Raw genomic sequence first — 23,167 nt, forward strand, 5'->3', positions numbered from 1 at the left:
AAGTCCAACCTGAAAAGGTTGGGCTTTTTGATGGCTGAAGAGAAACCCAAGACTCACTCCCCAAAAAACACCAACGCCCGCACCTCGATACTCCTCCTTAGCGGTGCATCCACCGGCGTAGTCGGGTCATCAAACGCCGTATGCGCGCTGCGCCTTGCAACATCGCTACGCGAGTCATGGATCTTCAACAGCAGCGCCTCATCCGGCCGCAACTGCGGGTAGTAATACCAGCGATGTGCGGGATTGGCCTTGACCGAAAAAGTCTCGCCAACCTTGTCCCGATACACCAGGTCGCTGGGCAGCAAGTCGCTCTCGGCCATGCTTTGCGCATCGCACAGGGCGAGTGGGGTACTCAGGACCGGCGCACCAATCGGCCGCCAGACGTTAATAATCGCAAACCGTTCCAGCAGCCGCTGTTCAGCCTCATCCGCAGGCAAATGATCACGTACCCTGCGAATCGCCGAGCGCTCGGTCTGGTCGTTATGCACGTACCGCACCGGCTCACGCAGCCCGCGGTCCTCGCGTCCAGGCTCGTCCACCCGGATGGTGTGGTCGAAGATCACCACTTTCACCGCACCGGTCTGTTGCTTGAGCAAGGCTTCGGTTTCCGGATAGTAGTGTTCACGGACCTGATCATCGTTTTCCAGGTCAGGTACCGAGCTGGTGTGGTCGATCCTTTCGAAACCGTTGCGATCCAGACAAGCCGGTTCGTCGAGCAACCGGGCGTTGTGAATACTCACTTGGGTGGGGTCCAGCACGCCGTTGCGCTTGGGTGTGCCGTCTGGCTGCGGGAAGGTGTAGTTCACCGGTCGCTCGCCGGTGTCCAGCAGGTAGTTGAGTTCGCCGATGACCGATGGCGGGGCGAGATGAGTCTGATGAGTTCCCATGAACAATCCTCCAGCCGTGAGGCGGTTTTCAGAAGGGTTCCTTGAAGGGCCGCAGGTCCAGTTCCTGGGTCCAGGCGCTGCGCGGTTGGATGTGCAGGTACCAATAGGCGTCGGCGATGTCTTCGAGTTTCAGCGCACCGTCTTCCCCCAGTCGCGCCAGGTAATCCGGGGCCCGGCTTTGCACGCGCTCACCGTCGATGGCGCCATCGATGACCACATGGGCGACGTGCACGTTTTGCGGCCCGAACTCGCGGGCAAATGACTGGCTCAGTGAGCGCAAGCCCGCCTTCGCGGCAGCAAAGGCGGCGAACGGTGGCTTGCCTCGCAATGAAGCGGTAGCCCCGGTGAACAACAGGCTGCCGCCACCACTGGCGAGCAGCAAGCGGGTGGCCTCGCGGGCAAACAGGAAGCCACCCAGGGTCGATGCCCGCCAGGTCTGCTCGAACAGCTGCGCGCTCAACTCCAGGGTCGGCGCTGCGACGGAGTTGCCGACATTGAAGATCGCGGCCTTGAGGGGGCCCAACTGGCTGATCTGCTGGCTGGCGGCGATCACCTCGGACTCGATTCCCGAGTCCGCCACGATAGCCACCGCTTCCCCGCCGAGCGCACGGATGCCCTCGACCACGACCTGCAACTTGTCCGGGCTCCTGCCGCTGACAGCCACCTGCAAACCCTCCCGCGCGAAGCGTCGCGCCAGCGCCGCTCCCAGGCCGGCCACGGCACCCACACCGGCAACCCACACCACAGGCTCGGATCGAGACTCAGACATTAGCCACTTCCTCAATGAGATACGTGGCTAACAATTTACCCATCGCCGGGCGTGAGGAATAAGAACATCGACAGCTAAGGTTATGCGCTGACTCAATAGCGCATTTCCACCGCCACATAAGCCCCAATCCCATCCCCTGGATACAACGAAGCCGTATCCTGCCCCTTCGCGTCATACAACGGCTGCACCGCCGTCACGTATTTCTGATTGGTCAGGTTCTTCAAATCCAGCGACACCTTCCAGTCCTTGCTCGGCGTTTCATACCCCGCGTTCGCCCCGAAGATTGTGTAGGAGGGCGCATAGAAGCTGTTCGCATAATCCACCGCCGTACGCGAAGCCGATTGCACGTTCACCCCGGTATAGAAGCCCGCCGGGTGCTGATACTGCACTTCGCCCTGATAGATATGCTTCGGAATCCCCGGCAGTTGGTTGTCGCCGAAGGTCGGGTCGTGGCGGTAGTAGAAGTCGTTATAGGTATACACCTGGCGCAGGGTGATTTTTTCACCCGAGGTGTTTTCCCACAGGCGTGTATTCAAGCCGGCCTCGATCCCTTGGTGGATCGTCGGCGTGGCGTTGAATGCACCGGTGACCGCAGCAGCCGTGGAGGTGGCCGGGATGATCTGCACGTTGAGCAATTCATTTTTCACCCACGAGCGGTAGAGCGCCAGGCTGCCGTCGAAGATGCCCGATGAACCCTTGATCCCGACTTCCACGGTATTGGCTTTCTGTTCCACCAGCGGCCGTACGTACGGCGTGGTCGGCCCGGAGCCGGAGTATTCCCAGGACGCCGGTGGATCGACGGAGCGGCTGACGTTGGCAAACACTTGCAGTTGTGGGTTGAACTCGTAACGCACGCCCACTCGCGGTGCCAGGCTCCAGTTGTCGTAGGTCACATCGCTCGGGTAGGTGGTGGTGTTGGCCACCAGGGCTTCCTTGACGTCGGCATGGCGGCGCACGTTGATCGCCGAGACGCCACTGGTCAGCCACAGGCCGTCTACCAGTTCCAGGTCGTTGCCCACGGAGAACACGTGATCGAACGAGGAGCTGTAGTCGACGAACTTGCGCGTCTGTTTGTTGGCGAAGGTGGAGTCGACCTGGCCCTTGAGGTGCTCGGTGGAGGTGAAGGCCAGGCTGGAGCGGCTTTCGTGGCCGAACAGGGTGTCGCGGCGGTCGTAGTTGATCACCGCGCTCAGGTCATGCCAGTCCCAGTAGCTGGGGTTGCTCGGGCTGTTCGGGCTGTTGTTGTGGGCGTACTGGTAGTAGACGAAACCCACCGACAGGGTGGCGTCGTCCTCAAAGGTGTAGGTGGTCTTGCTGCCCAGCCATACGCTGCCGGGGCGACGGCTGCCGGCGCCGCTGCTTTCGGCGGTGGCACTGGCACGGTCGGAATGGTGCTTGACCGCATCCAGGGTGGTGGCGCTCGGGTCGTTGTGGAACTCGTCGCGGTAACGCAGCATCACCCGGGTTTCGAGTTGCGGGCTGAAGCGGTAGCCAAAGTTGGCCACCACGCCCTGGCTCTTCGACAGGCTGTAGTCGCGGTAGCCGTCGCTGCGGTAGTTGTCGGCATTCAGGTAGTAATCGAACGCACCCTCGACGCCGCCGACACTCAGGCTTTGCTTGTTGTAGCCGTAGCTCCCGGTTTCCGCTCGCACCCGCAGCCCGGGTGCGGTGTAACCGGTCTGGTTGACGAAGTTGATGGCGCCGCCAAGACTCAGTGCGCCGTACTGGAAGGCGTTGGCCCCCCGCAGGATTTCGGTGTAGTTCACCCCCGAGCCGTTGAGGAATTCATAGGGGGTGCCGCCCGGGCCGGTGATCGGCAGGCCGTCGAACAGGAACTTGATGCCCTCACGGAAATACCCCGGCGAGGTGTTGGCGCCCGAGCCACGGATGGAGATCTTGGCCGCGTCGTTGCCGCCGGTGGACTGCACGAACACGCCCGGCTGATAGGCGAGGGTGTCCTGCAAGGTGGCGGTGCGTCCCTTGGCCACCTGTTCGCTGTCGACCACGCTGGTGCCGCCTGGCACTTCGGACAGCTGACTTTTGGCTGCCTCAACGGGCGTGATTTTTTGTGCCTCTACTGTCACCGTCTTTAGCCGTGTTCCGGTCGTCGGTGTGACCTCATCATCTGCCTGCACACTGGCGGAAAAAACCAGGGCTGAGCCCAGCCCCACCATCGCCAGCCAAGTTGCTTGCCGCACGGCAAGTGTCAACTTTTGCAACTCTCCCCGAAAGATTGGATCCATTAAGCGTGTTCCTTGTGAATAGATAAAAGAGCCCCAGCTTTCTATTCGAATAGTCATGCCTGTTTCGCTCTTAGCAGTTTCTATGCCAAGACTATTGGCCAAGGAATACGGGCGCTTAGTTAAGGTTAAGTGTTCTGCGGGATACTTTGTTTTGAATCGGTGTTTGATTCTCAACAGTCAACTTTAATGGCTGGGATTGCTGCAGCTGTCGCGAACGCAACAGTTGATAAGCAGTGTGTAAGGCTACCAACAATCCCGGGGTGTATAACGGGTATAACCATATAAGTGTTTGGCAGTGTTCGCCCCGTTTTACAAGGGTTTTGCGCTGGTTTTGTGGTCAATATGGCGTTTCTTGAAGACTGGCATGCTCACTGCATTACACCCCGTAATTGCAAACTTTCAGTGTTCATCGAGTTCCTCTAAGGAAGTGTCATTGACAACCATCCTGAAACTTTCGGCGGTTATTTCACTGTGCCTGGCAGTCAATGCCTGCTCACCGGCTGCGGCACCGAAACATGAAACGTCTGCGGCTGATGGCACGGTCACCAACGGTGTAGTGACTTATTCGGCGACGGACTTTCATGAGTCGTCACCGGGGCGCAGTGGCGGAACTTTGCGCGTCTCAGCCGCCTCCGACGCCGGCAGTTTCGATGTTCACGCACTGTCTAACGGCAACATCCAGTGGATGGGCCGGATTCTCTTCGATTGCCTGGTGTACCAGGACGAGCAGGGCAATATCAGCCCGTGGCTGGCCCGCTCCTGGGACATCTCCGACGACGGCAAGACCTACACCTTTCACCTGCGCGACGACGTGACCTTCAGCGACGGCGAGAAATTCAATGCCCAGGCGCTGCAAACCAACCTGGACCACATGCGCGACCCGGCGACCAAGTCCCCACTGGCCGCGGCCTATATCGCGCCGTACCTGGATGGCAAGGTCATCGACGACTACACCTTCGAAGCCCATTTGCGCGAACCCTATACGCCGTTCCTGGATGTGCTGGCGCAGTCCTGGCTGAGCATGATCTCGCCCAGGCAGATTCGCGAGGCGCCCAAGACCATCGCCGAGCACCCCATCGGCAGCGGGCCGTTTACGTTGCAGAGCTACACCCGTGACCAGGGCGCGGTGTTCATCAAGCGCCCCGGCTATAACTGGGCGCCACCGGTGACGCGCCACGCGGGCGAGGCCTACCTGGACCGTATCGAACTGAGCTACGTCCCCGAAGCCATGATCCGCTTCACGGCGCTAGAGTCCGGCCAGTCGGATTTCGCGCTTGATGCACCGGCCCAGAATGCCGCCGCCATCCGTGCCAACCCGAGCCTGGTGATGCGCAGCCGGATCCGCAAAGGCAACCCGAGCCGCAGCATGACCTTCAACGTCGAACAGCCACCGTTCGACGATGTACGGGTGCGTCGCGCAGTGGCCAAGGCCATTGACCGCGAAGGGTTGGCGTGGATTTCCGGCTTCGGCGAATACATCGCCAAGGCGGATTTCCTGGCGGCCAACACCCGGTTTTATCAACCCAACAACGACGCCCTGGCCTACGACGTGAAAGCCGCCAATGCGCTGCTGGACGAGGCCGGCTGGGCCGGGCGCGATGCCCAGGGCTATCGAACCAAGGACGGGCAGCGCCTGAAGGCAACGATGCTGTCCTATGACAACCCGGCGTTTCCCGCCAGCGTTTCGGTGGCCATCCAGGCCGACCTGAAAAAAGTCGGCTTCGAGATGCCCATCGAAATGCTGCCGCTGACCCGCGTGACCGAGAAACGCTACGCCGGGAAGTTCCAGGCGCTGGCGGGCGGTTACTGGCACACCAACACACCCGATGGCCTGTTCGTGCTCTATCACAGCCAGGCCATCAGCACCGACAAGATCATCGGCCAGAACGTCGGGCGCTTCCGTGATGCCGAACTGGATCGCGTGCTCAGCGCCGCTCGCCAATCCCGCGATCCGGTGCAATTGCAGGCGCTCTATGGCGAGGCGCAAAAGCGCCTGACCGAAACCGTCCCGGCGGTGCCTTCGGTGGAAAGCCAGGTGCTCACCGCGTATGGCCGGCAGGTCCAGGGGGTGATTTTCGATACCTCCCACAACGTACCGTTCTTCACCAGCATCTGGCTGGACCGGGGGCAACCATGAGCCTGTTCAAATCCATCGCCTGGCGCCTGCTGGCGGGCATTGGCGTGCTGTGGGGCGCGGCGACGCTGACGTTCCTCGCGGTCAATTTCAGCGGCGGTGACACGGCGCTGGCAATCCTCGGCGGGCCGGATTCGATGCCCACCCCGGAGCTGCTGGCCCGGGTGCGTGCCGAGTACGGCCTGGACCAACCCCTGATAGTGCAATACGGCAATTACCTGGTGCGCCTGGCCCATGGCGACCTGGGCGAGTCCTATCGCTTGCGTATCCCGGTGCAGCAGGCGATTGCCGAGCAGATCGGCGCAACCATTCAACTGTCCCTGAGCGCGGCGTTGCTGGCGGTGGTATTGGCCCTGGTGTGCGCGATCCTCACCGCCAACCGTTCGCGTTGGGTGCGCTCAGCCGTTTCAGGCAGCGAGCTGGTGCTGTCATCAGCACCTTCGTTTGTGATCGGGATGCTGTTGTTGCTGGTGTTTTCGTTTCATTGGCACTGGTTGCCGCCCTCCGGTTCCGTTGGCTGGCGCTCATTGATCCTGCCCTCAATCGCGCTGGCGTTGCCGGTAGCGGCAGTGCTGACCCAGCTGCTGCGCCAGTCCCTGGAAGACACCCTCGAACAACCCTTTATTGCCATGGCCCGTGCCCGTGGCTTGTCCGAAACCGCTGTGCGCCTGCGTCATGCCTTGCGCCATGCGCTGGTGCCGTTGGTGACACTGGCCGGGTTCGTGTTCGCCAGCCTGCTGGGCGGCGCGGTGGTGGTGGAATTGCTGTTTGCTCGCCAGGGCATCGGGCGCTTGATGCTTGATGCCACCAGCAACAAAGACGTGCCGGTGGTGCTGGGCGTGACCTTGCTGGCCGCCACCGTCTATGTGCTGGTGAACCTGGCCGTCGATTTGATCAACCGCTGGATTGACCCTCGGGCCAACCAAGCGTGAGTGCCTTTGAAGAAGGAAAAACCATGAGTGCTTCGATCCCCGCTGAAGTGAGTTATGCCGACTTGCACCAGCGTTTCGCTGACGTATTTGCCCGGATAGCCGACACCGCCGTCGCCCGCGAGCAGCAACGCGAGCTGGCCCATGACGCGGTGGCTTGGCTGCGCGAGGCCGGCTTTGGCGCACTGCGTGTGCCGCAGGCCTTGGGCGGCCTGGGTGCAAGCCTGCCGCAGCTGTTTCGCCTGTTGATTGAGCTGGGAGAGGCCGATTCAAACCTGCCGCAGATTGTGCGCGCGCATTTCGGTTTCGTCGAAGGCCGGCTTTCCAGTCGCGACAGCGCTTCCCAGGATTACTGGTTCGCCAAAGTCGTCGACGGCGAGTTGTGGGGCGCCGCGATGGCCGAGCGCACCGACACCACCCGCAATTCGGTGACCCTCAGCGCGGTCGACTCTGGCTGGCAGCTGGACGGCGAGAAGTACTACTGCACCGGCACGCTGTACGCCAACTGGATCGCCGCCGTGGCCCTGGATGGCGAAGATTTTGTCAGCCTGGCGGTACGCACCGACGCGCCGGGTGTCACCGTCGAGGATGACTGGGACGGGTTTGGCCAGCGACTCACCGGCAGCGGCACCACCCGCTTCAAGGCGGTGAACGTACCGGAGCAGCACATTGTGCGGCGCTTCAAGAAAGACGAACTGCGCGCCGAGTCCTACCTGAGCGCTTTCTACCAGTTGTTCCACCTGGCGACCCTGGCCGGCATCGCCAACGCCGTGCTGCGTGACGCCACCGAATTCGTCAAGGGCCGCACCCGCGCGTTTGGTGTGCCGGGGCAATCGAGCCCCAAGGATGACCCGCTGGTGCAGCGGGTGATCGGCCGCTTGTCGAGCCTGGCCTATGCCGCACGCACCCAGGTGCTGGCCGTCGCCGAGGTGCTGCAGGACGTGCACGAAGCGGAGCAGGGCGGGCACGCAACCGAACAGCATTACACCGAGGCCGAGATTCGCGCTTTTCAGGCGCAACAGATCGTGCTGGAACAGGTACTGGAAGCCACCACGCTGCTGTTCGAAGTCGGCGGCGCCTCCGCCACCAGCGAGTCGCGTCGCTTCGACCGGCATTGGCGCAACGCGCGAACCCTGGCCTCCCACAACCCGGCGATCTTTCGCGAACGGGCACTGGGCAACTACTACCTCAATGACGTCACCCCGAACGCCGCCTGGCGCAGTCTGCAAGCCGCCGACGCCGAGCAGCAGGCCGCCCGCGACGAAGCGAGTGCGGTATGAGCCATCAACCCTTGAAGAAAAAAGGATCACCCATGCGTTACCGCCAACTGGGCAACAGCGACATCCAAGTCAGCGTGCTGGGCCTCGGCACCATGACCTGGGGCCACCAGAACACCGAAAACGATGCCCATCAACAGATCGACCTGGCACTGGCCGAAGGTATCAATTTCATCGACACCGCCGAGATGTACCCCACGCCCACCAAGGCCGAAACCTGGCGCACCACCGAGCGTTACATCGGCAGCTGGCTGGCGGCCAGTGGTCGACGTGACGAGGTGATCCTGGCCAGCAAAATCGCCGGCCCGGCCCGTGACCCCAGCAGCCAGCAGCACATCCGCGACGGCCTCAGCCGCCACGACCGGCGCAACATCGTCGAAGCCCTCGACGGCAGCCTCAAACGCCTGAACACCGACTACCTCGACCTGTACCAACTGCACTGGCCCGACCGCACCACCAACATCTTCGGCCAGCGCGAATACCCGTATCAGGCAGACACCCAGAGCGTCGCCATCGAGGAAACCCTGGCGGTGCTGGCCGATCAGGTCAAGGCCGGGAAGGTGCGCCACATCGGGGTTTCCAATGAAACCCCGTGGGGCGTCGCCGAGTTTCTCAAGCAAAGCGAACGCCTCGGCCTGCCGCGCATTGCCAGTGTGCAAAACCCCTACAGCCTGCTTAACCGCCTGTACGAAGGCGGCCTCTCGGAGTTCACCCATCGCGAAGGCGTCGGGCTGCTGGCGTACTCGCCTCTGGCCTTCGGTGCACTCACCGGCAAGTACCTGGGCGGCGCACGGCCCGAGGGCTCGCGGCTGTCGGCGGTGTACCGCACTTTCAATCGCTACGACAGTGCCTCGGCCCAGGAGGCCATCACCGGCTACGTGGAGATTGCCCGGCAACATGGCCTCACCCCGGCCCAACTGGCCCTGGCCTTCATCATCGACAAACCCTTCGTCACCAGCGCAATGACCGGGCAAACCAGCCTGGCGCAATTGCGCGACAACCTCGGCGCGCTGGACGTGACTCTTGGCGATGAGATCAAGGCGCAGATCCAGGCCATCCACCAGCGCATCCCCAACCCCGCGCCTTAGCACCAGGAGCCTGGCATGACGCAAACCATTGAAACGTTGATCGGCAATCGCCCGTTGCGTCTTGTCGGGTTTACCCAACTGCGGCCGGGCCTGTTGCTCGCCGGGGTATTTGTCGGGCTGTTGCTGCTGGCCGCCGTTGTTCCGCAATGGCTGGCCCCGTATGACCCGTTGGAGGCGTCGGCGCGCATGGCGTTCCAGGCGCCGAGCAATGTGCATTGGCTGGGCACTGATGAGAACGGGCGCGATGTGCTCAGCCGATTGATTTATGGCGTGCGTTCGTCGCTGTTCATGGGCCTCGCAGCTACGGCGCTGGGCCTGGCCTGGGGGACCTTGCTCGGGTTGATCGCCGGGCTCGGTCCGCGTTGGCTGGACGGCGCCTTGATGCGCGGTATCGACGTGTTGCTGTCGTTTCCCGACCTGTTGCTGGCGCTGGTGATCATCACGTTTTTCGGCCAGGGCACGGCCAATCTGATTCTCGCGATAGGCATTGCCGGTGTGCCGCGTTATGCGCGCCTGGTGCGGGCGCAAACCCTCAGCGTACGCAATGCCGGCTACGTCGAATCCGCCGTCACCCTCGGCCAATCGCAGCTGGCGGTGGTGCTGCGGCACATCCTGCCGAATGCGTTCAAGCCCGTGTTGATCCTCGCCACCATCGGCATCGGCGGCGCGATCACTGCCGGTGCCGCCTTGAGTTTCCTCGGCTTCGGCGCACCGCCGCCTGCGCCGGAGTGGGGCGGGATGATGTCCATCGGGCGCAGCTTCCTGGCCAATGCGCCGTGGCTGGTGGCCTGGCCCGCCCTGATCATCACCCTGACCGTTGTTTCCATCAGTGCCATCGGCCGCGAACTCTTGCGCCGCAGCGAAGGAAAGCCTCTATGACGATGAGTATCCATACCCTCGGCCCGCTGGTCGATATCCGCGACCTGACAGTACGTTTCGGCCAGGCCGAGCCAGTGTTGCACGGTGTCAGTCTGCAGTTGAGCCGGGGTGAATGCCTGGCGCTGGTGGGGGAGTCGGGGTCCGGAAAAAGCGTCACCGCCCGCACCCTGGCTGGCCTCACCGGCAAGGACGCCCATGTCCAGGCCGCCAAACTGGCCTTCCAGGGCGTCGACCTGCGCCAGCTCAACGAGCGGGCCTGGCAGCAACTGCGCGGCGCGAGCATCGGCTTTGTGATGCAGGACGCGTTGGGCGCGCTGGACCCGCTGCGCCGCGTCGGTGCCGAGATCGAAGAACCGTTGCACCTGCACACCGCATTGGGCCTGGAAGCACGCCGCCTGCGGGTGCTGGAACTGCTGCGGGATGTCGGTGTGCCGGAACCGGAACTGCGCGCCAGCCAATACCCCTGGCAACTTTCCGGCGGCTTGCGCCAGCGGGCGCTGATCGCCTCGGCGATTGCCTGCAATCCGCGGCTGATCATTGCCGATGAACCCACCACGGCACTGGATGCCACGGTTCAGGCCCAGGTCATCGCCCTGCTGGAGAGCCTGCGCGGTGAAGACAATGCACTGCTGATGGTCAGCCACGACCTGTCGGTGGTCTCGCGCCTGGCCGATCGCGTGGCCGTGATGCGCCACGGGGTGATCGTGGAGGAGGGCAGCACCGAACAGGTCCTGCAAGACCCGCGTCATCCGTATACCCAACTGCTGCTGCGGGCCGCCAAGGCCGTGCACTTCCAGCCCACACGCCGACTGCTCACGGCGGTGGAGCCCGAGCCGGCGCCCCAGGGCGAAATACTGCTTGAAGCACGCGAGCTGTCCAAAACCTTTGTCGGCCCCGACGGCAAAACCCGCATGGTGCTGAACCAGGTGTCGCTACAGCTGCGTCGCGGCGAGACGCTGGGGGTGGTGGGCGAATCGGGTTGCGGCAAGACCACCTTGACCCGGCTGATACTCGGCCTGGAAACCGCCGATGCCGGCGAGGTGTGGATCAATGGCCAGCGCTGGTCCGACCTCGACGCCAGGCAAAAACGCGAAGCCCGGCGTGCGGTGCAAGTGGTGTTCCAGGACCCGCTCAGCTCCTTCGACCCACGCTACACCGTGCAGCGTGTGCTGTTCGAAGCGCTGGTGGTGGCTGGCGTACCGCGTCATGCCCGGCGCGACCGTGCCCTGGAACTGCTGGAACTGGTACGCCTTGATGCCAGCGCCTTGTCGCGCCGGCCGATCGAACTTTCCGGTGGCCAGCGCCAGCGCATCGCGATTGCCCGAGCGTTGGCTTCCGAGCCGCAGATCCTGATCTGCGATGAACCGGTGTCGGCGCTCGACGTGTCGGTACAGGCACAGATTCTCGAACTGCTCGACGACCTCAAGCGCCGCCTCGGCCTGGCTTGCCTGTTCATTTCCCATGACCTCGGCGTGATCAACCACGTCAGCGAGCGCGTGTTGGTGATGAAGGCCGGTGAAGTGGTGGAGTCCGGCTCGGTACGCGCGGTGTTCGACCGTCCGGCCCATGCCTATACCCGCGCGCTGATCGATGCGATCCCGACCCTTGAAACCGACTACACGCCGATCCCGTTCTACCTGAATGTCGCGATCTGACGTATTGGAAAACGTATCTACGAAAGGAGTGCTCCTGGTGCCCAAGCAACTGCACGTGAATTTGTTTGAAATGAACTGCGTCAGCCACATCGTCCATGGTTTGTGGGTGCACCCGGACAACAACCGGCACCGTTTCAACGACCTGGACTATTGGACCGAGCTGGCGCAGCTGCTGGAATACGGCACCTTTGATGGCGTGTTCCTGGCCGATGTGATTGGCACCTATGACCGCTTTCGCGACGGCCCCGAGACCTCGCTGCGTGAGGGCATGCAGATTCCCAGCAACGACCCGCTGCTGGTGATTCCGGCGATGGCCGGGGTGACCAAGAACCTGGGTTTCGGCGCGACCTTTTCCACCACCTACGAACCGCCGTTCGCCTTTGCGCGGCGCATGAGTACCCTCGATCACCTGACCAAGGGGCGGGTGGGCTGGAACATCGTCACCTCGTATTTGCCGAATGCGGCGCGCAACTTCGGGCATGACACTGAGGTGGTTCACGATCACCGCTACGAGATCGCCGATGAATACCTCGACGTGCTGTACAAGCTTTGGGAAGGCTCCTGGGACGATGACGCGGTGATTGTCGACCGTGAGCGTCGGATCTACACCGATCCGGACAAGGTGCGCTATATCAACCACGTGGGGGAACACTTCAAGGTTGCCGGCCCACACTTGTGCCAGCCTTCGCGGCAGCGTACGCCGGTGTTGTTTCAGGCTACGGGGTCACCGGCCGGGATCGAGTTTGCCGGGCGGCATGCCGAAGTGGTGTTTACCGGTGGTAATGATGCGCCGGCGGTGCGGGCGAATATCCAGGCGATGCGGCAGAAGGCGGTTGAGCATGATCGCGATCCGGCGGGGTTGAAGTTTATTGTGATGGCGGGGGTGATCGTTGGGCGGACGGATGAGGAGGTGAGTGCCAAGCTCGACAGTTATCGCAAGTTGGTGAGTGTCGAGGCGTCGCTGGCTCACGGGCAGTCGGCGATTGATTTGACGGCGTATCCGCGGGATACGTTGATCAGTGATCTGGTGAGTCGGCAGGTCAAGGGGTGGGAGAGTTTGAGCCGGTACAAGGCGGACTCCACTGTTGGGGCGGTATTGGCGCAGCTGGGTGGGTTTAATCGCGAGCGGTTTTTTGTCGCGGGTACGCCGACGGTGGTGGCGGACGCGATTGAGAAATGGCTGGATGAGGATGGGATCGACGGGATTAACCTGAGGCAGTATTTGTCGTTTGAGACGGCGCGGGACTTTATTGAATTGGTGGTGCCGGAGTTGCGTCGTCGGGGGCGGTTTCGTGAGCGGTACAACGAGGGGGAGACGTTGCGGGAGCGGTTGTTTGGGGCTGGGCGGGCGCGGTTGCCGGGGGACCACTTTGGGGCGCGTTATCGGGATCCGGCGGCGTTGCTGAAGCCGGCGTTGCCATTGCGGTTTCCGGCGTGAGTTGGTGTACATATCCGTTGCTGCGGTAACGGCGGCTTRKGGTTCCGCTCTTACAGCGGGTCACTTTTGGCAAACGCCCGGAATGCCGGCCCAGCCAAAAGTAACCAAAAGGTCTTTGCCCCACCACTCGGTGCCTCGCCTAGGCTCGGCATGCCCGCACTCCGGCCCGATTCCGCGGGCCGCCGCGACGGGCCATCCATGGCCCGGCGCGGCTAAATCGGCTTCCCTGCCGATTTACCCGCTCCACCGTGCCTACTTGCGGCCATCGTGGTTGACGGGGCCCGCAGATCAAGATCAAAAGCAGATCAAAAGCGAGAGCACAGCGGCCTCCCGGCCGGCTTGAGTGTTAAAAGCAAAAGCAAAAACCAGAGCGAAAACAGATCTGCTTTTCTGTGGGAGCGGGCTTGCTCGCGAAAACCTGAGAGCGCCGCGTTCATTCAGGATGCCGGCGTCATCGTTAACGACCTTCGCGAGCAAGCCCGCTCCCACATTTTTGACCGTGCCCGCTTTAGATTTTGATTTGGCTTTTGCTCTTCAACACTCAAGCCGGCCGGKAGGCCGCTGTGCTCTTGATCTGCTTTTGATCTTGATCTTRGGCGCCCCGTTAAACCACGCTGGCCGAACGCAGGCTTTGGAGCGTGGGTAACCCGGCAGGACGCCGGGTTAGCCGCGCTGGGCCAAGGATGGCCCATCGCGGCGGCCCACGGTCCAAAGCCGGAGTGAGGGCACACCGAGCCTAAGCGAGGTGCCGAGTGGTGGGGCAAGAGCGTTTTGCTTACTTTTGCGCTGTTCAAAAGTGAGCCGCTGTAAGAGCGGAACCAATAGCCGCCGTTACCGCAGCAACGGATATGTACTCAAACCTCACGCCCCCCCAAGGCCGAGCTGTTGCCTGACCAACACTTCCCACACACATTGTCGTTTTCAGCAATCCCCCAACCCTCCAATCCCCCCTGTTTACAGCCCCAAAAACCCGGCATGCCTTGTGCAATGACCCAGTTCCCGGACTTTAGGCCTGACCCATCATGCAAGAACCCGCCCCTTACCCGCGACGATCCAGCCCGTTGCTCCTTATCGGCACCGCCACACTCTGCGGCCTGCTGCTGGGCTGTGGCCAAGGCAGCTCAACCGTCACCCGCAGTGACCAGCCGGTAAAGGGCGGCACCCTGGTCTACGCCACAGACCGCGAACCCACCTGCCTCGACCCCCACGTGGCCGGCGACATGCCCCAGGTGTTCGTCGCCCAGCAGTACCTCGACTCCCTGGTCTCGATGGACGCCGACGGCCGCATCGGCCCCTGGCTCGCCAAGACCTGGGAAGTCTCCCCCGACGGCCTGACCTACACCTTCCACCTGCGCAACGACGTGCACTTCACCGACGGCACCCCGTTCAACGCCGCCGCCGTGAAGGCCAACCTCGACCACATGGCCAACCCCAAGACCCAATCCAGCACCGCAGGCGGCTACATCCGCCAATACCGCAGCACCGACGTGCTCGACGAATACACCGCAGTGGTGCACCTGGCCACGCCGTACGCGGCCTTTCTTGAAGTCCTCGCCCAAGGCTTCCTCGGCATCGAGTCCCCCACGGCATTGCTGCGCTCGCGCGATGTGAACTGCGAAAGCCCGGTCGGCAGCGGCCCGTTCAAGGTCGTGCGCTGGGACCGGCAAAGCCAGGTCGAGCTGATGCGCAACCCCGACTACAACTGGGCGCCACCCACCGCCAAGCACCAGGGCCCGGCCTGGCTCGACCGGATCGTCTGGAAGTTCATCCAGGAACCTTCCGTGCGCTTCGCCTCGTTGCAGGCTGGCGAGGTCGACGTGATCGAGGCATTGCCCCCCGAATCCCACGAGGCCGCTCGACGCAACCCGGACCTGACCCTGGTGATCGCCCAACGCCCCGGCAACCCCACCAACGGCACGCTGAACATTACCCGTGCGCCGTTCGATGACGTGCGAGTGCGCGAAGCCTTCGTGCGCAGCTCCGACATCGAGGGCGCGTTGAAGAGCGTGTACTTCAACGAATTCCCCCGCGCCGGCGGGCCGCTGAGCCCTGCCACGCGCTTTTACAGCCCGGAGTTCCAGCACGCCCAGGATTACGACCCGGCCCGGGCTGCTCAGTTACTCGACCAGTCCGGCTGGACCCAGCGCGACAGCGAGGGCTACCGCACCAAGGACGGCAAGCGCCTGCAAGTTCACGTGGTGATGGGCAACCGCACGCCACCGTCGGAATACACCTTGTGGGAACAGGTGCAGGCCACCACCCGGCAGGTCGGCTTCGAGCTGATCGTCGACCAGATGAGTGACGTACAGGCCACCAAACGCCAGGCCGACTGGGACTACGACATTCGCCTCGGCTACTGGAACACCAACACCGCCGACGTGCTGCGGATCATCTTCGGCAGTGAGTTCATCAGCCCGGCGGGTGTCGGTGGTTACCACCAGAACACCGCAGGCTTCAGTGACCCGGCGTTCGACACGCTGATCCGGCAAGCCCTCACCACCCAGGACAGCGAGCAGCGCCGGGCGCTGTATTACCAGGCGCAGAAAATCGCTTCCAGCCAGTACCTGCAATTGACCACCTACCCGCAAAGCACGCGGCTGGGTATCTACAAGACCACCCAGGGCGTGCGGCTGGAGCCGTCGCTGGCGGTGACTTATCTCTATGACGCATGGGTGAACAAATGAGCGACACATCACTTGCCAACCCACGGCGCGAGCGCCTGGCCCGGCTCGGCAAACGCGCGCTGTGGCGCCTTGCCGGCGGCGTGCTGGTGCTCTGGGCGGTGGCCACGCTGACGTTCTTTGCCTTGCGCCTGATGCCCGGCGATCCGGTGCAGGCGATCCTCGGCGGCCCGAGCGGCAACCCCACCCCCGAGACCATCGCCGAAGCCACCCGCGAGTACGGCCTCGACAAACCACTGGCGGTGCAATACGCGTTGTACCTCGGGCGACTGGTGCAGGGTGACCTGGGGGTTTCCTATTCCCAGCACCTGCCGGTGACCCGAGTGCTCGCCGAGCAATCCTGGCCGACCCTGGAGCTGACCCTGACGTCCCTCGCCCTGGCCTGGGTCCTGGTGCTGGCGCTGACGGTGCTGACCGCCGGCCGGCGACGCTGGGTTGCCAGCCTGGCCTCGTTGGCCGAAACCCTGGCCGCCGCGCTGCCGCACTTCTGGCTGGGGATTCTGCTGCTGGCGGTGTTTGCGTTCGGCCTGCGGCTGTTCCCGCCGGCAGGCAGTGATGGCTGGCGCACCCTGGTGTTGCCGTCGTTCGCCCTGGCGATTCCGCTGGCCGGGTTTATCGCCCAGGTCACCCGCGAATCCCTGGATTTGACCCTCGACCAACCCTTCATCCTGACCGCCCGCACCCGTGGCCTGAGTGACTTCAACGTGCGCTTCAAACACGCGTTGCGCCACGCCGTGTTGCCGGGCATCTCGCTGTCGGGCTGGGCCATCGGCGCGCTGATCAGCGGTGCCGTGGTGATCGAAGTGATTTTTTCCCGCAAGGGCCTCGGCCGCCAGTTGTACCAGGCGGTGCAGGCCCAGGACCTGCCGCTGACCATCGGCATCAGCCTGGTGGTCGCCGCCGGTTACGTGCTCGCCAATATTCTGGTCGACCTGCTGTACCTGTGGGTCGACCCTCGCCAACAGGAGCTTCCAGCATGAGTGGCCTGACCCTGGAAACACCGCTGCCCGCGCTGCGGATTCAGCGCACCACTCGCACGCTGCGCCTCGGCCCGCTGTTGGCGATTACCTTTCTGTTGCTGGTGATCGTCGCGGCGCTGGTGCCGCAGTTGTTCGCCTACAGCGACCCGCTGGCCATCGTGCCCCGCGATGCGTTTCATTCGCCGAGCCTGAGCCACTGGTTCGGCACCGATCAGTCGGGGCGGGATATTTTTTCGCGGGTGATCCATGGCACTCGCCAGTCGTTGTTCATCGGCCTGGCAGCCACGGCGATTGCGATGACCATCGCCATTGTGCTTGGCCTGTTGGGCGGGCTGGGCGGCGCGCGGGTGGACCGCGGCGTGGGCTGGTTGCTGGAAGTGCTGTTTGCGTTTCCGAGCCTGATCCTGGCGCTGTTGTTCGTGGCGATTTTCGGCAGCGGCATCGGCCCGCTGATCGTCGCCACCGGGCTGGGCAGTGCACCGGGTTATGCGCGGATGGTCCGTGGCCAGGTGCTGGCGGTGCGCAACGCGGGCTATATCGAAGCTGCCCGTGCCCTCGGGCATCCGCCGCTGCGCATCATCCTGCGCCAGTTGCTGCCGAACGCCATGCGCCCGTTGATCGTGACCCTGACCATGGGCGTGGGCCAGGCGATTGTCTGGGCCTCGGCCCTGAGTTTTCTCGGCCTGGGCGCCCGTCCGCCGGCACCGGAGTGGGGGACCATGTTGTCCATGGGCCGCGACTTCATCGCCAACGCCTGGTGGCTGACGTTCTTCCCCGGGCTGTTCATCGTATTGACCACGCTGTCGACCACGGTCACTGGCCGTTACCTGCAACAACGCCTGGAGGGCCGTCTTTCATGAGCGACCAGAAACGCTTGATCGTTGAAGGGCTGTCCATCGAGTTTGCCGGGCAGTCGGTGGTGCGCAATCTGTCTTTCACCCTGGAGCCTGGCAAGACCCTGGCGCTGGTGGGCGAATCCGGCTCCGGTAAAAGCGTCACCGCCCGCAGCCTGATCGGCCTGGCGGGTGCGGGCGCGAAGGTTACGGCGCGCACCTTGAGCTATGACGGTGTGGATTTGCTCAGCCTGTCGGAACGCGGCTGGCGTCGTTTGCGTGGCAATGGCATCGGCTTCGTGTTGCAGGATGCACTGGTGTCCCTCGACCCGTTGCGGCCGGTGGGCAAGGAAATTCTCGAAGTGCTGGAGACCCATCGTTGGGGCGACCGTCGCAGCCGTGGCGAACGCGTCATCGAACTGCTGGACCTGGTGGGCGTACCCGAACCGCAACTGCGTGCCTGCCAGCGCCCCGATCAACTCTCCGGCGGCCTGCGCCAGCGTGCGCTGATTGCCAGCGCACTCGCATTGAACCCCGGCCTGGTGATCGCCGATGAACCGACCACGGCGCTGGATGCCACGGTGCAGGCGCAGATCCTGCAGGTATTGCAGCAGATCAAGGCCCGTGGCGATTCGCTGCTGATCATCAGCCATGACCTGGCAGTGGTCGCGCAATTGGCCGATGAGGTGCTGGTGCTGCGCCACGGCGAAGTGGTGGAGCAGGGCCCGATGGATCAGGTGCTGCTCAACCCACGCCACGTCTACACCCGCTCGCTGCTGGATGCGGTGCCCGCCGAACATGCCCGGGGCACACGCTTGTCGCCGGAGCGCAGCAACGCTGTGGCGCAACCACGGCCCGGCGCGGATTCGCCGGTGTTGCTCAAGGCCTCCGGGCTGGGCAAACGGTATGTCGGCCCCGATCAACAGTCGCGTCAGGTGGTGGATAACGTCAGCTTCGAGCTGCGCGCCGGTCGCACCCTGGGCATCGTCGGTGAATCCGGCTCCGGCAAAACCACCGTGGCACGCATCGCCCTCGGCTTGCTGCAACCGGATGCCGGTGAGGTGCGTTTTCTCGACCAGCCATGGGCCGCGGCAGGTACCGAGCGGGTCGAGGAAAAGACCCGCCGTGTGCATCGCCGGGATATCAGCGTGATTTATCAGGACCCGCTGAGTTCGTTCGACCCGCGCTGGACGGTGGGGCAGATCCTCAGTGATGCGCTGGACGTTGCCGGTATCGACGCCGAGCAACAGGCGGCCCGCATGACACAGTTGCTCGACCAGGTACGCCTGGCGCCGCAATTGGCCGAGCGCCGACCGTTGCAACTGTCGGGCGGGCAGCGCCAGCGCGTGGCGATTGCCCGGGCGATTGCCAGCAACCCCAAAGTGATTATCTGCGACGAGCCGGTGTCGGCGCTGGACGTGTCGGTGCAGGCCCAGGTCCTGGATCTGCTGGCCGACCTGCAAGCCTCGCTGGGCCTGGCCTACCTGTTTATCTCCCACGACCTGGGGGTGATTCGCCACGTCAGCGACGAAGTGTTGGTGATGCGCCACGGCCAGGTGGTGGAAAGCGCCAGCGTCGAGACGTTGTTTGAATCGCCCCAGCACGAATACACCCGGCGCCTGCTGGGCGCGGTGCCACGCCTGCCCGGCAGCGGCACGCAGTTGGTGGTGCCGGCCCTGGAGCCGGAAAACCCCGGCTGGCTGTTTGATGAATCGCGCCTGTGGAAAATCGCCATCTAGACCTGAATCAAGGAAGTGCCATGAGCAAGTTGTCTGCTGTACCCACGCCGCCGGTTGTAACGGTGGCCGAACTGAACGCCCGCGCCGACCGCATCCTGCCGCAGATTGCCGCCGGCGCTGCGCAACGTGAGCGTGACCGCCAACTGCCGTATGAGGCCGTGGCGCAGATCGCCCAGGCCGGGTTGTTTACCGTGCGGATTCCCAAGCGGTTTGGCGGCGCCGGTGGTTCGGTCAAGGACGTGATTGCCTTGCTGATTCGCATCGCCTCGGCCGACTCCAACGTGGCCCAGGCGCTGCGCCCCGGTTTCGGGTTTGTCGAAGGCCTGCTGGCGTCCCGCGCCGAGGGGGCGGAGGAGGAGCGCGAGCGCTGGTTCGGGCGCTACCTGCAAGGCGCCGTGATCGGCAATGCCGGCTGGGAAGTCGGCGGTGCCAACGGTTCGATCAGTGCGCGCATCGTGCGTGACGGCGAGCACTTTCGCGCTTGCGGCAGCAAGTACTACAGCACCGGTTCGTTGTATGCCGATTGGGTCAGCGCCGTCGCCCTGGACGAGAATGACCAGCCCGTGTCGTTCATCCTGCCCCGCGACCGCCAGGGCCTGGAGTTGCTGGATGATTTCGACGCCATGGGCCAGCGCCTGACCGCCAGTGGCACCACCCATCTGCATGATGTGCAGGTGTTGGCCAGCGAGATCCGCACCCGCACCGTCGAGGAAGGCAAGCGCACGATTGTCACGCCGTTCCTGCAAGTGTTCCTCGCGGCGGTGCAGGCCGGTATTGCGCGTAATGCGCTGAATGATGCGGTGACCTTTGCCAAGGAGCATGCGCGGCCGATCAAGCACAGCAGCGCCACGCGCTCGGTGGATGACCCGTACGTGGAACTGAGCGTGGGCGACGTCTCGGCCCGGGCCTTTACCGCCGAAGCGGTGGTGTTGCACGCGGCGGACTCCATTGACCGCGCCTGGGCTGCGGATCTTGATGCGGTGGCCGTCGACCAGGCGGCAGTGGACGTGGCCCAGGCGCAATACATCGCGGCGGAGTCGGCGCTCAAGGCCGCCGAGCTGGTGTTCGACGTGGGTGGCGCTTCCACCACCGGCCGCGCGCATAACCTGGACCGGCACTGGCGCAACGCGCGCACCGTGGCCAACCACAATCCCCGGCACTGGAAAGCCGCAGCCGTGGGTGCCTGGCAACTCAAGGGCACGCCGCCTCCGACATCGGGGCTGTTTTGAACAAAGCCCTCGACCTTTCACACCCCTTGGGCGAGGTGGGCACCGGGCACGCGCGCCGGGTGCCGATGATCATCGGCTGTGCGCTGTTCATGGAATTGATCGACGCCACGGCGGTGCTCACGGCGCTGCCGCAGATGGCCCAGGATTTCGGCGAGCCCAGCGTGCGCATGAACCTGGTGGTGTCGCTGTACCTGCTGGCGGTGGCGCTGTTCGTGCCGGTCAGCGGCTGGGCGGCCGACCGGTTCGGGCCGCGTCGGGTGTTTATCAGCGCCATCGTGCTCTTCACCCTCGCGTCGGTGGCCTGTGCCTGCTCGGGCTCGTTGTTGCAACTGTCCCTGGCGCGTTTGGCCCAGGGCGCTGCGGGGGCGATGATGGTGCCGGTGGGGCAGGTGATCCTGCTGCGCTGGTCGGCGCGGGAAAACCTGCTGCGTGCCATGTCGTACCTGACGGTGGCGGCGCTGGTTGGGCCGCTGCTGGGCCCACCGTTGGGCGGGCTGTTGGTGACGGTGCTGTCGTGGCACTGGATCTTCCTGATCAACCTGCCGATCGGCGTGCTTGGGGTGATCCTGGTGCTGCGCTATATCCCGGACTATTCCGGGACGCCCGGCCAGCCATTGGACGTTCCCGGCCTGTTGCTCAGCGGTGTGGCATTGGGCGGGCTGGTGTTCGGTTTCGAGGTGCTGGGCCACGGCCTGTTGCCGCGCCAGTGGGCGTTGCTGCTGATTGGCGGCGGGCTGTTGAGTGCCTGGCTGTATGTCCTGCATGCACGGCGGACGGCGTACCCGTTGATCGATTTTTCATTGTTGAAAATCCCGACCTTCGCGGTGAGCTTCTGGGGCGGCAACCTGATGCGCATCGGCAGCGCGTCACAGCCGTTTTTGCTGGTGTTGCTGTTCCAGCTGTGTTTCGGGCTTAACCCGTTGCAGGCGGGGCTGCTGAGCGTTGCCGGTGGCGTGGGGGCGTTGCTGATGAAAATGCTGGCAGTGCGGATTGTCAGCCGCTTCGGTTTCCGGCGCACCTTGATCGGCAATGCGGTGCTCACCGGTGCAACCATCCTGGCGTGCAGCCTGTTCGAGGTATCAACGCCTTACTGGATTGTAATACTGGTGTTATTTGGCAGCGGGATCATTCGTTCGCTGCAATTCAGCACCCTGGGGGCGTTGACCTATGCCGACGTGCCACCGGAGCAATCCAGCCGCGCCAGCAGCCTGTCGGCGATGACCATTCAGTTGACGTTGAGTTTATCGGTGGGCATCGCGGCGGGGCTGCTCGGTTTGATCATGGCCGTGCGCGGGCATGCCACGGTCGAGCAGAGTGATATCGCCTGGATCATGGCGGGTGCCGGATTGCTGTGTGCCTTGTCGGGGCTGGTCTATCGCAGGCTGTCGCCCCAGGCGGGCTCGGCGATTTATGCAAAACGCGCAGAGGGAATTGGATGATTCGTGCAGCACGTATCGAGGACGCAGGTGACATTGCCTGGGTGCATATTCGCAGTTGGCAGCAGGCTTATCGTGAACTGATGCCGGCGGATTACCTGGCTTCGCTGGAGGCGACGCAGCCTCGGCGTGAAGCCTTTTGGCGGCAGTCGATTGAGCAGGGGAGCGAAGCTGTGTTTGTCGCGCAGGTCGAGGGGCGTGTGGTGGGCTGGATTGTTGTCAGCTCGAGTCGTGATGAGGATGCTGATCCAGGCGTAACCGGTGAAGTGCAGGCGGTGTATGTGCTGGCCGAGCATTGGGGAACGGGGGTGGGCAGGGCGCTGTGGCTCAGGGGGCTGGAGCATCTCGCGAGCCTGGGCCTGGAGATGGCGACGTTGTGGGTGCTGGCTGAAAACCGGCGGGCAGTGCGCTTTTACCAAAATGCAGGATGGATAGCGCAGCCCGAATCAAGCCGCACCCTTGCTCGGGGCGGTCGTGAGTTGGAGGAACTTCGCTACCAATCCCAAAAGTGACGCTGAACCTGTGGCGAGGGAGCTTGCTCCCGCTGGGCTGCGCAGCGGCCCCAAAATTCTGGGAGCGCTTCGCACTCCAGCGGGAGCAAGCTCCCTCGCCACAGGGGAATGCCGCTCTGGACGCTCTGCGTCCGCTCTTAAAATCGTGACGCAGAGCGTCACCGGATGCATTCCCACGCAGAGCGTGGGAACGATCACACTCACCATTTTTGCCTGAAAGCTGCGCGGCCACAGGCGTCATTCAGGAATGTCATTGGCCATGAGTTCGTCTTTTTCATTGTTTCGCACCTGGAATGTCCAGCACTTGCCATCGACGCCGGCGGCGTTTGTGCGGCATTTCATCGGACATTTCAAAGGTTGGTACCTGGCTATCCTGCTGCTGCAGATCGCCGCGGTGGTGTGTTCGATTCTGACGCCCTGGGGGCTGGGGCAGATCACCCGCACCGTGAGCAACGGGC

At 63.5% G+C, this 23,167-nt stretch carries 17 protein-coding genes and 1 pseudogene; 15 read left to right on the forward strand and 3 right to left on the reverse strand.

Annotated features, from left to right (window positions below; all coding sequences use genetic code 11):
- Window positions 1-53: 53 nt before the first annotated feature.
- The 3 genes from JV201_RS10245 to JV201_RS10255 form a co-directional block, all read right to left on the reverse strand.
- Window positions 54-887 carry a CmcJ/NvfI family oxidoreductase gene (locus JV201_RS10245; RefSeq protein WP_219406840.1) on the reverse strand — a complete coding sequence of 278 codons (834 nt, stop codon included), beginning with the start codon at window positions 885-887 and terminating at the stop codon, window positions 54-56.
- Between the two features lie 28 nt (window positions 888-915).
- Entirely contained in the window at window positions 916-1,656 is a 741-nt protein-coding gene (locus JV201_RS10250; protein ID WP_219406841.1) for an SDR family NAD(P)-dependent oxidoreductase, read from the reverse strand.
- Window positions 1,657-1,748: 92 nt separating this feature from the next.
- Entirely contained in the window at window positions 1,749-3,899 is a 2,151-nt protein-coding gene (locus tag JV201_RS10255; RefSeq protein ID WP_219406842.1) for a TonB-dependent receptor, read from the reverse strand.
- A gap of 433 nt (window positions 3,900-4,332) precedes the next feature.
- Between JV201_RS10255 and JV201_RS10260 the strand changes: the two genes are divergently transcribed.
- The 15 genes and pseudogenes from JV201_RS10260 to JV201_RS29640 form a co-directional block, all read left to right on the forward strand.
- The gene (locus tag JV201_RS10260) at window positions 4,333-6,036 is read left to right on the forward strand and encodes an ABC transporter substrate-binding protein (RefSeq protein WP_219406843.1); all 1,704 of its coding nucleotides are present in this window, start codon (window positions 4,333-4,335) and stop codon (window positions 6,034-6,036) included.
- Window positions 6,033-6,965 carry an ABC transporter permease gene (locus JV201_RS10265; RefSeq protein ID WP_008431773.1) on the forward strand — a complete coding sequence of 311 codons (933 nt, stop codon included), beginning with the start codon at window positions 6,033-6,035 and terminating at the stop codon, window positions 6,963-6,965. The genes JV201_RS10260 and JV201_RS10265 overlap by 4 nt, the downstream gene beginning before the upstream one ends.
- A gap of 23 nt (window positions 6,966-6,988) precedes the next feature.
- The gene (locus JV201_RS10270) at window positions 6,989-8,242 is read left to right on the forward strand and encodes an acyl-CoA dehydrogenase family protein (RefSeq protein ID WP_003219924.1); all 1,254 of its coding nucleotides are present in this window, start codon (window positions 6,989-6,991) and stop codon (window positions 8,240-8,242) included.
- A 32-nt stretch (window positions 8,243-8,274) separates the two neighbouring features.
- Window positions 8,275-9,327, forward strand: coding sequence for an NADP(H)-dependent aldo-keto reductase (locus JV201_RS10275; protein ID WP_219406844.1), 1,053 nt, complete (start codon window positions 8,275-8,277; stop codon window positions 9,325-9,327).
- Between the two features lie 15 nt (window positions 9,328-9,342).
- On the forward strand, window positions 9,343-10,206 hold the full coding sequence (locus tag JV201_RS10280; RefSeq protein WP_003219920.1) for an ABC transporter permease: 864 nt from the start codon (window positions 9,343-9,345) through the stop codon (window positions 10,204-10,206).
- The gene (locus tag JV201_RS10285; RefSeq protein WP_219406845.1) at window positions 10,203-11,861 is read left to right on the forward strand and encodes an ABC transporter ATP-binding protein; all 1,659 of its coding nucleotides are present in this window, start codon (window positions 10,203-10,205) and stop codon (window positions 11,859-11,861) included. Before JV201_RS10280 ends, JV201_RS10285 begins: the two co-directional genes overlap by 4 nt.
- Before the next feature lie 37 nt (window positions 11,862-11,898).
- Window positions 11,899-13,299, forward strand: coding sequence for an LLM class flavin-dependent oxidoreductase (locus JV201_RS10290; RefSeq protein WP_008431781.1), 1,401 nt, complete (start codon window positions 11,899-11,901; stop codon window positions 13,297-13,299).
- Between the two features lie 1,022 nt (window positions 13,300-14,321).
- Complete coding sequence (locus tag JV201_RS10295) at window positions 14,322-15,983, forward strand: ABC transporter substrate-binding protein (protein WP_219406846.1); 1,662 nt, start codon at window positions 14,322-14,324, stop codon at window positions 15,981-15,983.
- Window positions 15,980-16,960 carry an ABC transporter permease gene (locus JV201_RS10300; RefSeq protein WP_003219850.1) on the forward strand — a complete coding sequence of 327 codons (981 nt, stop codon included), beginning with the start codon at window positions 15,980-15,982 and terminating at the stop codon, window positions 16,958-16,960. Before JV201_RS10295 ends, JV201_RS10300 begins: the two co-directional genes overlap by 4 nt.
- Window positions 16,957-17,820, forward strand: coding sequence for an ABC transporter permease (locus JV201_RS10305; protein ID WP_087694968.1), 864 nt, complete (start codon window positions 16,957-16,959; stop codon window positions 17,818-17,820). Before JV201_RS10300 ends, JV201_RS10305 begins: the two co-directional genes overlap by 4 nt.
- The gene (locus tag JV201_RS10310) at window positions 17,817-19,532 is read left to right on the forward strand and encodes an ABC transporter ATP-binding protein (RefSeq protein ID WP_219406847.1); all 1,716 of its coding nucleotides are present in this window, start codon (window positions 17,817-17,819) and stop codon (window positions 19,530-19,532) included. The genes JV201_RS10305 and JV201_RS10310 overlap by 4 nt, the downstream gene beginning before the upstream one ends.
- A 20-nt stretch (window positions 19,533-19,552) precedes the next feature.
- Window positions 19,553-20,761, forward strand: a complete 1,209-nt coding sequence (locus JV201_RS10315) for an acyl-CoA dehydrogenase family protein (RefSeq protein ID WP_008431174.1) — start codon at window positions 19,553-19,555, stop codon at window positions 20,759-20,761.
- Window positions 20,758-22,200, forward strand: a complete 1,443-nt coding sequence (locus tag JV201_RS10320; RefSeq protein ID WP_087694965.1) for an MFS transporter — start codon at window positions 20,758-20,760, stop codon at window positions 22,198-22,200. The genes JV201_RS10315 and JV201_RS10320 overlap by 4 nt, the downstream gene beginning before the upstream one ends.
- Window positions 22,197-22,709 (forward strand): GNAT family N-acetyltransferase, encoded by a 513-nt coding sequence (locus JV201_RS10325; protein WP_219406848.1) that lies wholly within the window; start codon window positions 22,197-22,199, stop codon window positions 22,707-22,709. Before JV201_RS10320 ends, JV201_RS10325 begins: the two co-directional genes overlap by 4 nt.
- Before the next feature lie 259 nt (window positions 22,710-22,968).
- A pseudogene (locus tag JV201_RS29640) lies at window positions 22,969-23,167 on the forward strand (ABC transporter ATP-binding protein); the annotation flags it as partial.

Origin of the sequence: Pseudomonas sp. Colony2, assembly GCF_019382755.1 — a bacterium.
Classification (GTDB): domain Bacteria; phylum Pseudomonadota; class Gammaproteobacteria; order Pseudomonadales; family Pseudomonadaceae; genus Aquipseudomonas.

What these genes read in the sequence shown, in the direction of transcription:
- JV201_RS10270 (WP_003219924.1), top strand. Translation starts at nt 6,989, where the DNA reads ATGAGTGCTTCGATCCCCGCTGAAGTGAGTTATGCCGACTTGCACCAG.
- JV201_RS10245 (WP_219406840.1), bottom strand. Translation starts at nt 887, where the DNA reads ATGGGAACTCATCAGACTCATCTCGCCCCGCCATCGGTCATCGGCGAA.
- JV201_RS10255 (WP_219406842.1), bottom strand. Translation starts at nt 3,899, where the DNA reads ATGGATCCAATCTTTCGGGGAGAGTTGCAAAAGTTGACACTTGCCGTG.
- JV201_RS10315 (WP_008431174.1), top strand. Translation starts at nt 19,553, where the DNA reads ATGAGCAAGTTGTCTGCTGTACCCACGCCGCCGGTTGTAACGGTGGCC.
- JV201_RS10280 (WP_003219920.1), top strand. Translation starts at nt 9,343, where the DNA reads ATGACGCAAACCATTGAAACGTTGATCGGCAATCGCCCGTTGCGTCTT.
- JV201_RS10310 (WP_219406847.1), top strand. Translation starts at nt 17,817, where the DNA reads ATGAGCGACCAGAAACGCTTGATCGTTGAAGGGCTGTCCATCGAGTTT.
- JV201_RS10325 (WP_219406848.1), top strand. Translation starts at nt 22,197, where the DNA reads ATGATTCGTGCAGCACGTATCGAGGACGCAGGTGACATTGCCTGGGTG.
- JV201_RS10300 (WP_003219850.1), top strand. Translation starts at nt 15,980, where the DNA reads ATGAGCGACACATCACTTGCCAACCCACGGCGCGAGCGCCTGGCCCGG.
- JV201_RS10305 (WP_087694968.1), top strand. Translation starts at nt 16,957, where the DNA reads ATGAGTGGCCTGACCCTGGAAACACCGCTGCCCGCGCTGCGGATTCAG.
- JV201_RS10295 (WP_219406846.1), top strand. Translation starts at nt 14,322, where the DNA reads ATGCAAGAACCCGCCCCTTACCCGCGACGATCCAGCCCGTTGCTCCTT.
- JV201_RS10250 (WP_219406841.1), bottom strand. Translation starts at nt 1,656, where the DNA reads ATGTCTGAGTCTCGATCCGAGCCTGTGGTGTGGGTTGCCGGTGTGGGT.
- JV201_RS10285 (WP_219406845.1), top strand. Translation starts at nt 10,203, where the DNA reads ATGACGATGAGTATCCATACCCTCGGCCCGCTGGTCGATATCCGCGAC.
- JV201_RS10275 (WP_219406844.1), top strand. Translation starts at nt 8,275, where the DNA reads ATGCGTTACCGCCAACTGGGCAACAGCGACATCCAAGTCAGCGTGCTG.
- JV201_RS10265 (WP_008431773.1), top strand. Translation starts at nt 6,033, where the DNA reads ATGAGCCTGTTCAAATCCATCGCCTGGCGCCTGCTGGCGGGCATTGGC.